An 11,406-nucleotide genomic window follows, 5' to 3' on the forward strand; every position below is an offset into this window, starting at 1 on the left:
TGTATATACAGAATAGGTGATTAACAATATATAAATCACATCCCTCTGTTAATTATGAACAATATTCAAACAGTATGGGTATATATGGAAGATGTTTTCATACAGGATGTATTATGAAAATCCAGTTTTCACCGGCAGTGAAAGAGAAATTGTTCGTAAAACATAATGTTGTGGAGAAAGAGGTCTTCGAATGCTTTGCTAACCGCGAGGGTCATTATCTGAAGGATACCCGCGAAAAGCTGGCAGCAACACTCCCAATTTAGAGGAAGATATTATGACGACCCGCCATGACGCTCAGGATAATGCAGAAATGTGGGATAATCGCGAGCTCGGAGCATCGGAGGAGCATGCAGAGGCAGTTAACCCTTCTCTGGCCGCTGAATTTGATGACATGATGGAGCTTCAGGCCATCTCAATAAGGTTGCAAAAATCGCTGCTGAATAACCTGAAAACCATCGCGGCACATCACCAGATTGGATACCAGCCGATGGTAAGGGATTTACTGACGCGTTTTGCGGAAGCAGAAATGAAAAAGATCCTGATTGACCAGCTAAATAAGATCGACGAAGCGCAACGGGATCGTGAAAAAACTGTACCCGTTACCGAATTTATCGAAGATTTGCGTAATCAGGCATGAAAATAAGAAACCAGAACGTATGTGCAGTGCTTTCTGGTTTCTTATTAATCATGCGATGCCTTTGGTTACAACGGCGTATAGATATCAAACCGGTGACTTTTGGTCACGACAGCGGCCTGGGCGGCGATATCAGCCATCGGCGGTGCGTAGTCCGGGCGTTTGACCACAATACGTTTAGTCGCTAAACGGCGTGCCGGTTCCAGCAGGCCATCCGCATCTTCATCCGGGCCGACTAATCCCTGAAATACCCGCATCTCTTTCTTCACCAGCGCACTTTTCTGTTTATGCGGATACATCGGGTCGAGATACACCACTTCCGGTTTTGGCAATAGTGCAGCCAGCGCTGTCAGGCTTGAGGCATGCAGCAACGTCATACGCTCGCGCAGCCACGGGCCGATTTCTGCATCGCGATAGCCGCGCGCCAGCCCGTCATCGAGCAGTGCCGCCACTACCGGATTGCGCTCCAGCATCCGCACCTTACACCCCAGGGACGCCAGTACAAACGCATCACGGCCCAGCCCTGCGGTGGCGTCAACGACATCCGGCAGATAGCTGCCTTTAATGCCGACGGCTTTGGCTACTGCCTCACCGCGTCCGCCGCCGAATTTGCGACGATGCGCCATCGTGCCGCCGACAAAATCGACATAAATCGCGCCGAGTTTTGGCTCGTCACGTTTGCGTAATTCCAGACGTTCAGGCGTCAGCACCAGCGCCATTACGGCATCCGGGTCAGACGTCAGATCCCAGCGCTGCGCCAGAACAGATAAGGCGCCTTCATCGGCGCCTTCTTCACACAGTAAACACACACTCACAGGCAGAGGTTATCCTTTGATTCCGTAGTGGCGCAGCATAGCATCCAGCTGCGGCTCACGCCCGCGGAAGCGTTTGAACAGCTCCATCGGCTCTTCGGAACCGCCACGCGACAGAATGTTATCCAGGAATGACTGGCCGGTTTCGCGGTTGAAAATACCTTCTTCTTCAAAGCGGGAATAGGCATCGGCAGACAACACTTCCGCCCACAGATAGCTGTAATAACCCGCCGCATAACCGCCCGCAAAGATGTGGCTGAAAGCGTGCGGGAAACGTCCCCACGACGGTGACGGTACCACGGCCACCTGTTTTTTGATTTCTGCCAGCGTTTGCAGGATTTGCGCACCTTTGGCCGGGTCGTACTCTGCATGCATACGGAAATCGAACAGACCGAACTCCAGCTGACGCAGGATAAACAGCGCCGCCTGATAGTTTTTCGCCGCCAGCATCTTATCCAGCATCTCTTTCGGCAGGGGTTCGCCGGTTTCAAAATGACCGGAGATAAACGCCAGAGCGTCTGGCTCCCAGCACCAGTTTTCCATAAACTGGCTTGGCAGTTCGACAGCATCCCACGGTACACCGGCAATACCGGCAACCCCCGGCGTGTCGATGCGGGTCAGCATATGATGCAGTCCGTGACCGAATTCATGGAACAGCGTGGTGACTTCGTTGTGCGTAAACAGTGCCGGTTTGTTGCCCACCGGACCGTTAAAGTTACAGGTCAGGTATGCAACCGGTTTTTGCAGTTCGCCGTCCGCTTTGCGCATACTGCCCACGCAGTCGTTCATCCATGCGCCACCGCGCTTGTGTTCACGGGCATAAAGATCGAGATAGAAGCTGCCGCGCAGGTCGCCAGTTTCATCGAACAGATCGAAGAAACGCACATCTTTGTGCCAGGTTTCCACATCTTTGCGCTCTTTGGCGGTGATACCGTAAATACGTTTCACCACTTCGAACAACCCTTCCAGCGCACGCTGTTCAGGGAAGTAAGGCCGTAACTGCTCGTCGTTAATGGAGAACAGGTGCTGTTTCTGTTTTTCGCCATAGAACGGCAAATCCCAGGCTTCCATCTCATCCACGCCGAAATGTTCTTTGGCGAAAGCACGCAACTGCGCCAGTTCCTGCTCGCCCTGCGGACGCGCACGTTTTGCCAGACCGCTCAGGAAATCGATCACCTGTTTCGGGCTTTCCGCCATTTTGGTGGCAAGCGACATATCCGCAAACGAATCAAAACCTAACAACTGGGCCAGTTCGTGACGCAGCGCCAGCTCTTCGGCCATGACCTCACTGTTGTCCCACTTACCGGCATTCGGCCCCTGATCGGAGGCACGGGTGGCAAACGCACGGTACATCTCTTCACGCAATTCACGGTTTTCGCCGTAGGTGATCACCGGCAGATAGCTCGGGATATCCAGTGTTAACAGCCAGCCTTCCTGTTCTTTAGATTCTGCCAACGCTTTTGCAGCGGCCAGTGCGCTTTCCGGCAGACCTTTCAGGTCATTCTCATCAGTGATGAGTTTGCTCCAGCCCATGGTGGCATCGAGCACATTGTTACTGTAGGTCGAACCCAGTTCAGACAGGCGCGCGGAAATTTCGCCATAACGCTTTTGTTTGTCCATCGGCAAGCCAATGCCGGACAACTCAAAATCACGCAGCGCGTTATCGATGGCTTTTTTCTGAGCCACGGACAGTGTGCTGAAATGTTCGCTGTCTTTTAAATCGCGATACGCCTGATACAAACCGGCATGCTGCCCGGTCCAGGTGCTGAATTCCGACAGAATTGGCAGACATTGCTCGTAAGCTTCACGCAATTCCTGGCTGTTTTTTACGGCGTTGAGATGCCCGACCGGCGACCAGATGCGGCTCAGGCGATCGTCACTTTCGGCCAGCGGCTGACACAGGTTTTCCCAGGTATAAGGTGCGCCCTGCGCAACAACGCGTTCAATCGTCTGACGGCTTTCTTCGATAGCGGATTTCATCGCAGGGACAATATGTTCGGGCTTGATCGCAGAGAAAGGTGGCAGGGAGAACGGTGTTAAGAGCGGATTCGACGCATTTTGCTGTTCAGTCATAGGGCCAGTCCTTCGTAATAGCGTTTGGGGCTGATGCGCCTGTGGCGCACCACGCCGTGAATTCGGGTCGTCTTAAAGATGACGTAACTTCTAACATGCGGTCAAGTTACGGTGAAATCAATGGGTGGCGGCGGGATAGTCTTTAATGGATAATGCCGCGAAGCCGCAGGAGAAGCCGCACATGTTGAGTTACCGCCACAGTTTTCACGCAGGCAACCATGCCGACGTACTGAAACACACCGTTCAGAGCCTGATCATTGAATCTCTGAAAGAAAAAGAAAAACCCTTCCTTTATCTCGACACCCACGCGGGTGCCGGGCGCTATCAGCTGAGCGGCGAGCACGCCGAACGCACCGGCGAATATCTGGAAGGCATCGCGCGCATCTGGCAGCGGGACGATATTCCTGAAGAACTGGCGGCATATATGTCGGTCGTCAATCACTTCAACCGCAATGAAAACCTGCGTTATTACCCGGGTTCGCCGCTGATTGCCCGTCAGCTGTTGCGCGAAGATGACAAGCTGCATCTGACTGAACTGCACCCGAGCGATTTCCCGCTGTTGCGCAGTGAGTTTCAGAAAGATGACCGCACCCGCGTTGCCCGCGCTGACGGTTATCAGCAACTGAAAGCCCAGTTGCCACCGCCTTCACGCCGTGGGCTAATCCTGATGGACCCGCCGTATGAAATGAAAACCGATTATCAGGACGTGGTAAAAGGCATTCAGGAAGGCTACAAGCGTTTTGCCACCGGCACTTACGCGCTGTGGTATCCGGTGGTGATGCGTCAGCAAATCAAGAAAATGCTGCGTGATCTCGAAGCGACCGGCATCCGCCGTATTCTGCAAATCGAGCTGGGCGTGCGCCCGGACAGCGATCAGCGCGGCATGACCGCTTCCGGCATGATCGTGATTAACCCACCGTGGAAACTCGAGCAGCAGATGAACAACGTGCTGCCGTGGTTGCTCAAAGTGCTGGTGCCTTCCGGTACCGGTCACACCACGGTTAACTGGGTTGTGCCTGAGTAAAAGCCTGCATAAATTGCCGGAGCCTTTTTTCAAAGGTTCTGGCTATCAAACCTATCACAATCATTGATCCAATCTTTTCCACAACACGTTAAACTCTTAGCCAAATTTTGAGATTAATGACGCTGTATCAGTGTCTCCATTTTTCACAACTTACGGATAAAACGATGACCAAACATTATGACTATCTGGCAATTGGCGGCGGCAGCGGCGGTATCGCATCAATCAACCGTGCAGCCATGTATGGGAAAAAATGTGCGCTGATCGAAGCTAAAGAGCTTGGCGGCACGTGCGTCAACGTGGGTTGTGTTCCGAAAAAAGTCATGTGGCATGCCGCGCAAATCGCAGAAGCGATCCGCAACTACGGCCCGGATTACGGTTTTGATACCACCGTTAACAGCTTCAACTGGAAAACGCTGGTCGCCAACCGTACCGCTTACATCGACCGTATCCACACCTCGTACGACAACGTACTGGGCAAAAATAACGTGGATGTGATCAAAGGTTTTGCCCGTTTCGTTGACGATCATACCGTTGAAGTGAACGGTGAGCAGATCACCGCAGATCACATTCTGATCGCCACCGGCGGACGTCCGAGCCATCCGGATATTCCGGGTGCAGAATACGGCATCGATTCAGACGGTTTCTTCGATCTGACCGAAATGCCAAAACGCGTTGCGGTTGTCGGTGCAGGGTATATCGCGGTGGAGATCGCCGGTGTGATGAACGCACTGGGTGCCGAAACGCATCTGTTCGTGCGTAAACATGCACCGCTGCGGACTTTCGATCCGCTGATCGTCGAGACGCTGGTAGAAGTGATGGAAACCGAAGGTCCGGCACTGCATAAAGAATCCATTCCGAAAGAAGTGGTGAAAAATGCCGACGGCAGCCTGACGCTGAAGCTGGAAAATGGCCAGGAATTTGTTGTCGACAGCCTGGTCTGGGCGATTGGCCGCGAACCGGAAACTGACAATTTCAACCTGAAAGCGACTGGCGTGAAAACCAACGATAAAGGTTACATCGTCGTCGATAAGTTTCAGAATACCAGCGTAAACGGCATTTACGCCGTGGGCGATAACACCGGTGCGGTTGAACTGACCCCGGTGGCTGTTGCCGCGGGTCGTCGCCTGTCAGAACGCCTGTTCAACAACAAGCCGGACGAACATCTGGATTACAGCAACATCGCCACCGTGGTGTTCAGCCACCCGCCAATCGGCACGGTCGGGCTGACCGAACCGCAGGCGAAAGAGCAGTTCGGCGAAGACAACGTAAAAGTCTACAAATCAGCCTTCACCGCCATGTATACCGCCGTCACGCAACACCGTCAGCCGTGCCGCATGAAACTGGTGTGCGTCGGTAAGGAAGAGAAAATCGTTGGCATCCACGGCATCGGTTATGGCATGGATGAAATGTTGCAGGGCTTTGCGGTCGCACTGAAAATGGGCGCAACCAAGAAAGACTTCGACAATACCGTCGCTATCCACCCGACCGGTGCCGAAGAGTTTGTGACCATGCGCTGATAGCGTCACGCTCTTGCCGGAAAAGTGTTATCTCCGGCAAACAAAAGGCTGAGGATCTTATGATCCCCGGCCTTTTTTTATAGCGCTATTTACACTGCAGGAAGCAAAGAACACAGCCGGTTATCACCGTAGTGATTTCAGTCCAGCAAAATCACTTTCGGGCTGTCTGCCTCGAATAAAGGTTTGCAGAGGATTTTATAACTGTCGCGGTCAAAATGCGGCACAGCAGTATCAAAGGCTTTGGCGGCTTCCAGCGTTTTCACTGTCCCCAGATAAAACCAGTGATTAATGACGTGATAATCGGTCAGTCCGTTGGCTTCTTCGGCGATCGCAATCCGTCCCGGATACGGCCAGCTACGAATTTTCAGGGCGCTGAGTGCTTCCCGCAGGCGCGCCTGATGATCCTCCTGTGATTCTTTGCCACAACAGACACCGGCACACTTGCCCAGCGAAAAACGGAAACATGCGCGATTTTTTGACAGCTTTTCCAGCCCCAGCGCGCCGTAACATAGCTTTTCCTGATCGGCGATCTCACGGATCTTTTCGACTGCCGACATCCTGGTTTTAAACAACCCAAACAGGTCTTCGCTGTGCGAAAAATCCACATTATCGCTGAAAACGATGCTGGCCGTCAGCCCCTGAAGCCGGATGGAACACAGCTTACGGGCAGTACGCAGACGCTTATTAAACAAAGGTCGCCGGGTTTTGATCAGATCAGATTCCAGCAATAAGGCGCCGACTTCCCCAATCGTTTCAATAAATTCAATATCACGGGTCATATGCAGGAGTTTGGCTTCGCCAGGATTGCGGAAGTGCGACATGACCCGGCTGCGGATATTCACGCTTTTACCGATATACAGCGGGAAGGCATTATCATCACCGTAAAAAATATACACGCCGCTGCGGTTGGGCAAATTTTCTAAGGTATGACGAAGATGCTCAGGGTACTGATAGAGTTCGGTAAAAAGCTCTTTCTCGGGATTCCACAAAATAGCTGACCTGTTTTTCTCTGATAACTTTTCTCTGACACCTTTTTTGAAACTCTTCTAAAAACAAAAAATGCCGTATAAAAAACAGACGGATAATACTGGTGATTTATACAGCCTTCAACCTTTGTGGGAAAAATCTTGTGTAAATATTGAACGTCAGAATTTACGCCTGGGTACGCAGCTCTATATATTCCTGACCATTCAGCAGGTTAGCTAAGGTTTTTTCACGGCTTTCCCGCTGTCCGGATTGTATCCACTGGTAAAGATTATCAATGTTATCGAAACGGACCAGCACGGTGTAGATAGTTTCCCCATGAACCGGCCGCAAGATTTTTACACTTTGGTAACCGGTAAAACTTGCCGCATCGGCCATCAGTTTCTCCAGCCAGGATTCATATTCCGTCAGCTTATCCCGCCGTACGCTATGGGTTATCACCAGAGTAATGTGGTCAGGTTGGTGCGGATAAGTCATCAGATATTCCTTCTCATTAACCGTTGTTCTGGTTAACTGAATGTTGCGTTATATTCATGAACGATACGAAATCAATACAGTCATTCATAACGGAAATATTTTGGGTTGTTGTTAAACAATTTTTGGGGTGGGGAAAATAATGCGATTAAGCCTTGAAGCGCTGCTGATCCTGGATGCGCTGGACAGACACGGCACTTTTGCCGCTGCGGCTGCCAGACTGTTTAAAACCGCTTCTGCACTGAGTTATACCGTGCAGAAAATGGAAAGTGATCTGAATATCAAGCTCCTGGACCGCTCAGGCCACCGCGCGACATTCACACCCACTGGCCGTCTGATGTTGGAAAAAGGCCGCGTACTGTTGCGGGCCGTCAGTGAGCTGGAACAACAGGCGCAGTACGTCGAAAGCGGCTGGGAAAGCAAACTGACCATCAGCGTCGATGCTTCCGTCCCGTTCGCGCTGCTTGCGCCGCTGATCGACCGTTTTTACGCAGAACATCAGCACACCCAGTTATTGTTCCGCCACGACGTACTGGCGGGTTGCTGGGAAGCGCTGAGTTACGGCGAAGCCGACATCGTATTCGGTGCCGTGCAGGAGCCGGTGACGCGCAGCGGCATTGAATACCGCCCGATCGGCTGGCTGGAATATGTGTTTGCAGTAGCAAAGCATCACCCGCTCGCCTCACTGCCGGAACCGCTGGTGCGTGAGCAAATCCGTCAGTATCGCGCGGTGGTGGTTCACGACACGTCCCGCCACGGTACAGGGGCTGATTTACGCGTGCTTGATGAACAGAAAATGCTGAGCGTTCATGATTTTAACGCCAAAGTTCACGCACAAATTGCCGGGCTGGGTTGTGGCTATTTGCCGCGTTACCTCGCCGCGCCGCATCTCGAAAGCGGTGCGCTGGTGGAGCGTCGTCTCGATACCGAAACCCGTCGCGATCAGGCTTTTATGGCCTGGAACGAAAATGCCACCGGCAATGCCGCCATGTGGTGGCGCGAAAACTTACAGAATTTCGACGGTATCGCAGCGGTGTATAGCCTGGAATAAAAAAAGCCGCATCATGCGGCTTTGTACTGCGACTAACGTACCGAAAGATAATGATGTACCTGAGGTTTATTTTCTCCACGGTGATAACGTGTCACTTCGCTTTGCAAATCGGCATCGGCATGCGACACACGCTGATGCTGACGCAGATGCTCTTGCCAGGATTCCACCAGGAACCATTCCACCAGACGTGACGGATCATCGCTGTGCTCGGTGATCCCCCACGCATAAGCCCCGTCACGGCGGCGTGCCAGCGAAAGTTTGCGGATTTCAGCCAGAAACGCCGGACGATCTTCCTGTGCAATCATATATTCAATCTGGATCATCACCGGACCGCGATCGCCCTGCACATCCCCTTCCACGACCGGATTATCCCAGTGCCCGGCAGGTTGTAAATCCGCCTCGCCAGCGGGCAATTTCAGCCGCCAGCATACCAGCGCGGCGATAACCAATCCGCTGCCGGCGAGTAACAGCGCCCCGACCAGACCGGTTTCCCGGGCAATTAAACCCCAGAACAAACTGCCCGCCGCCATCGCACCGTTAAACACCATCAGGTACACCGCCAGCCCGCGGCCACGCACCCAGTCAGGCAGTACCGCCTGCGCCACACCGTTCATGGAGGTCAGCGCGATAATCCAGCCAATCCCTAATACCACCATCAGCACCACGGCCAGCCATTTTTCCGGTGATGTTGCCAGCAGCAACATGACGGCGGCGGACAGTAAGGCGGAAAGCAGCACCAGTCCGTCAGCGCTCAGTTTCCGGCGTAAACGGGGCAACAGCAGCGCACCGAAAATCGCGCCGACGCCCACTGCGCCAAGCAGAACGCCGTAGAATCCGGCAGTACCGTGCAACATATTACGGGCAATCAGCGGCAACATCGCCCAGATGGCGCTGGCGAAAGCGAAGTAAATCGCGGCACGCAGCAGCACACGGTGAAGTTCCCGGCTGGCTTTGACATATCGCAGCCCTGCACGGAACGCACCCAGGAAGTGCTCCGATAACTCATTTTTCGCTTTAACCGGACGTTTCCACCACAGCAATGCGCCGATGACAAAAACATAGCTCATGACATCTGCGCCGTAAGCCGCACCGGCACCGAGGCTGGCCAGCAGCAAACCTCCGCCAGCGGGACCCACCGCCCGGGCAATGTTGATCCCCAGTGAATTCAGCGCGACGGCATTTCTCAAATCTGAACGGGGCACCAGTTCCGGCACAATCGCCTGCCAGGCAGGCCCCATCAGCGCGGCACCGATACCGCCGATAAAGGTCAGTGCTACCAGGTATTCCACGGTCAGCAAATTATTGTGTGACAACAGAAGCAAGGTTCCGCTGACGCCTGCCAGCAACAACTGAACAAAAATCAGCAGGCGGCGACGGTCAAGAATATCGGACAGCACACCCGCGGGGATCGCCAGCAAAAAAATCGGCAAGGTTGCTGCGGTTTGCATCAGCGCGACCGCCGCAGGGTTTGATGACAGCCCGGTGACTAGCCACGAGCTGGCCACATCACGCATAAAACTGCCGGTATTACCGAGAATGGTTGCCACCCAAATCGTGGCAAATAATCCTTGTTTCAGCGGTGAAAAAGCGCCGCCGGTCGCAACAGCATTCTGGCTCATACCCGCCCCTTAAGGTCATCCCAGGCAACATAGATAAAAGCGCCGGCCAGCCCGATATGCTCGAAGAAACCGTTCATCATCATGGCGCGTTCCTGTCCCGACACCTGCCAGAAGGCATTTGCCATAAAATTGGCGCTAAAAGTGAACAGCGCCAGCGCCAGCGCACCCGCCCGGCGAAAGCGTCCGGTAAGAATCAGTGCCGAAGCCGCCAGTTCCAGCACAATCACCGCAGCGGCCATAGGCGCGGCCGGTGACAAACCGAAATGTTGCATCTCGGCAATCGCGCCGGGAAAATCGAACAGTTTGACGATGCCGCCCTGCAAATACGCGGCACATAAGGCCAGCAGGGCCAACCAGCGGATGACCGCGAAAGGGATAACAGGTGCCGACAGGCGGGAAACAGGGGCATGACGCATGATGTCTCTCCTGCCGGAACCCGCCTGAGCACGGTTCCGGCTTAATGGATAAATGAAGAAGGTTACGCTTTACGCTGCGGGGCTTTGTGCACCATGGTGTAGGCGTAATCGACACCCATACCGTAAGCACCGCTGTGTTCACGCACCAGATCCATAACAGCGTCGTATGTCTCTTTACGTGACCAGTCGCGCTGGTATTCGAGCAGAACTTGCTGCCAGGTCACCGGCACTGCACCAGCCTGCACCATACGGTCAATGGAACGTTCATGAGCGTCCACGCTGGTGCCGCCGGAGGTGTCGGTCACCACGTACACTTCATACCCTTCTTTCAGCGCCATCAGTGCCGGGAATGTCAGACACACTTCGGTCCACAGGGCGGAGATGATCAGTTTTTTGCGGCCTGTGGCTTCAACGGCTTTCACGAATGCTGCGTCTTCCCAGGAATTCATTGAGGTACGCTCAATCGGTTTCACATCCGGATGCACCGCCAGTAATTCCGGCCAGATATAACCGCTGAAGCTTTCCGTCTCGACCGAGGTGTAAATCACCGGCACGTTAAAAACTTTGCCCGCTTTAGCGAGAGCGACCGTATTATTTTTAAGCTGCTGGCGATCGATATTCGCAACGCCGAAGGACATTTGTGGCTGATGGTCGATGAAAATCAGGGTGGAGTTCTGTGGGTCCAGCAGATCGAATTTAGACATTTTCATTTCCTCTCAGAGTGCATTGTTAGATTGAGTGTTTGTATTTAACGTCGTGCTGTTGTGCTGCTGGAATTAACAATAGGTCAGGACATTAAAAG

The 11,406-nt window shown here is 53.3% G+C and carries 12 protein-coding genes; 5 read left to right on the top strand and 7 right to left on the bottom strand.

Annotated elements, in window-relative coordinates:
- Positions 1-113 precede the first annotated feature (113 nt).
- Both J1785_RS08705 and J1785_RS08710 read left to right on the top strand, forming a co-directional pair.
- Positions 114-263 carry a hypothetical protein gene (locus J1785_RS08705; protein WP_217219233.1) on the top strand — a complete coding sequence of 50 codons (150 nt, stop codon included), beginning with the start codon at positions 114-116 and terminating at the stop codon, positions 261-263.
- 11 nt (positions 264-274) lie between these two features.
- Positions 275-637 (top strand): hypothetical protein, encoded by a 363-nt coding sequence (locus J1785_RS08710; RefSeq protein WP_217219234.1) that lies wholly within the window; start codon positions 275-277, stop codon positions 635-637.
- A 65-nt stretch (positions 638-702) separates the two neighbouring features.
- Here the strand turns inward: J1785_RS08710 and rsmJ are convergent, their stop codons facing one another.
- Both rsmJ and prlC read right to left on the bottom strand, forming a co-directional pair.
- Positions 703-1,449: a 16S rRNA (guanine(1516)-N(2))-methyltransferase RsmJ gene (gene rsmJ, locus J1785_RS08715; protein ID WP_217219235.1), complete on the bottom strand. Its 747-nt coding sequence runs from the start codon at positions 1,447-1,449 to the stop codon at positions 703-705.
- Positions 1,450-1,458: 9 nt separating this feature from the next.
- Positions 1,459-3,519 carry an oligopeptidase A gene (prlC, locus tag J1785_RS08720; protein ID WP_129953866.1) on the bottom strand — a complete coding sequence of 687 codons (2,061 nt, stop codon included), beginning with the start codon at positions 3,517-3,519 and terminating at the stop codon, positions 1,459-1,461.
- A gap of 181 nt (positions 3,520-3,700) precedes the next feature.
- Here prlC and J1785_RS08725 point away from each other — a divergent pair, with 181 nt between their 5' ends.
- Together J1785_RS08725 and gorA are read left to right on the top strand one after the other, a co-directional pair.
- The gene (locus J1785_RS08725) at positions 3,701-4,543 is read left to right on the top strand and encodes a 23S rRNA (adenine(2030)-N(6))-methyltransferase RlmJ (RefSeq protein WP_013573521.1); all 843 of its coding nucleotides are present in this window, start codon (positions 3,701-3,703) and stop codon (positions 4,541-4,543) included.
- 164 nt (positions 4,544-4,707) lie between these two features.
- Positions 4,708-6,060, top strand: a complete 1,353-nt coding sequence (gorA, locus tag J1785_RS08730; protein WP_129953867.1) for a glutathione-disulfide reductase — start codon at positions 4,708-4,710, stop codon at positions 6,058-6,060.
- 137 nt (positions 6,061-6,197) lie between these two features.
- On the opposite strand, the gene cho is transcribed toward gorA, so the two are convergent.
- Together cho and J1785_RS08740 are read right to left on the bottom strand one after the other, a co-directional pair.
- Complete coding sequence (gene cho, locus J1785_RS08735) at positions 6,198-7,049, bottom strand: excinuclease Cho (RefSeq protein WP_217219236.1); 852 nt, start codon at positions 7,047-7,049, stop codon at positions 6,198-6,200.
- A 163-nt stretch (positions 7,050-7,212) separates the two neighbouring features.
- Entirely contained in the window at positions 7,213-7,521 is a 309-nt protein-coding gene (locus tag J1785_RS08740) for an antibiotic biosynthesis monooxygenase (RefSeq protein WP_217219237.1), read from the bottom strand.
- A 139-nt stretch (positions 7,522-7,660) separates the two neighbouring features.
- On the opposite strand from J1785_RS08740, the gene J1785_RS08745 reads away from it, so the two are divergent.
- Positions 7,661-8,569, top strand: coding sequence for a LysR family transcriptional regulator (locus J1785_RS08745; protein ID WP_217219238.1), 909 nt, complete (start codon positions 7,661-7,663; stop codon positions 8,567-8,569).
- Positions 8,570-8,601: 32 nt separating this feature from the next.
- On the opposite strand, the gene J1785_RS08750 is transcribed toward J1785_RS08745, so the two are convergent.
- From J1785_RS08750 to J1785_RS08760, 3 genes are all read right to left on the bottom strand, one after another.
- Positions 8,602-10,188 (bottom strand): MFS transporter, encoded by a 1,587-nt coding sequence (locus J1785_RS08750; protein WP_217219239.1) that lies wholly within the window; start codon positions 10,186-10,188, stop codon positions 8,602-8,604.
- Positions 10,185-10,604 carry a DoxX family protein gene (locus J1785_RS08755; RefSeq protein WP_129953872.1) on the bottom strand — a complete coding sequence of 140 codons (420 nt, stop codon included), beginning with the start codon at positions 10,602-10,604 and terminating at the stop codon, positions 10,185-10,187. The genes J1785_RS08750 and J1785_RS08755 overlap by 4 nt, the downstream gene beginning before the upstream one ends.
- 62 nt (positions 10,605-10,666) lie before the next feature.
- Positions 10,667-11,308 (bottom strand): hydrolase, encoded by a 642-nt coding sequence (locus tag J1785_RS08760; RefSeq protein ID WP_129953873.1) that lies wholly within the window; start codon positions 11,306-11,308, stop codon positions 10,667-10,669.
- Between the last annotated feature and the right edge of the window lie 98 nt (positions 11,309-11,406).

Source organism: Rahnella perminowiae, assembly GCF_019049755.1.
In the GTDB taxonomy this organism is placed as follows: domain Bacteria; phylum Pseudomonadota; class Gammaproteobacteria; order Enterobacterales; family Enterobacteriaceae; genus Rahnella; species Rahnella perminowiae.

What these genes read in the sequence shown, in the direction of transcription:
- J1785_RS08705 (WP_217219233.1), top strand. Translation starts at nt 114, where the DNA reads ATGAAAATCCAGTTTTCACCGGCAGTGAAAGAGAAATTGTTCGTAAAA.
- J1785_RS08710 (WP_217219234.1), top strand. Translation starts at nt 275, where the DNA reads ATGACGACCCGCCATGACGCTCAGGATAATGCAGAAATGTGGGATAAT.
- prlC (WP_129953866.1), bottom strand. Translation starts at nt 3,519, where the DNA reads ATGACTGAACAGCAAAATGCGTCGAATCCGCTCTTAACACCGTTCTCC.
- J1785_RS08725 (WP_013573521.1), top strand. Translation starts at nt 3,701, where the DNA reads ATGTTGAGTTACCGCCACAGTTTTCACGCAGGCAACCATGCCGACGTA.
- gorA (WP_129953867.1), top strand. Translation starts at nt 4,708, where the DNA reads ATGACCAAACATTATGACTATCTGGCAATTGGCGGCGGCAGCGGCGGT.
- J1785_RS08740 (WP_217219237.1), bottom strand. Translation starts at nt 7,521, where the DNA reads ATGACTTATCCGCACCAACCTGACCACATTACTCTGGTGATAACCCAT.
- J1785_RS08745 (WP_217219238.1), top strand. Translation starts at nt 7,661, where the DNA reads ATGCGATTAAGCCTTGAAGCGCTGCTGATCCTGGATGCGCTGGACAGA.
- J1785_RS08750 (WP_217219239.1), bottom strand. Translation starts at nt 10,188, where the DNA reads ATGAGCCAGAATGCTGTTGCGACCGGCGGCGCTTTTTCACCGCTGAAA.
- J1785_RS08755 (WP_129953872.1), bottom strand. Translation starts at nt 10,604, where the DNA reads ATGCGTCATGCCCCTGTTTCCCGCCTGTCGGCACCTGTTATCCCTTTC.
- J1785_RS08760 (WP_129953873.1), bottom strand. Translation starts at nt 11,308, where the DNA reads ATGTCTAAATTCGATCTGCTGGACCCACAGAACTCCACCCTGATTTTC.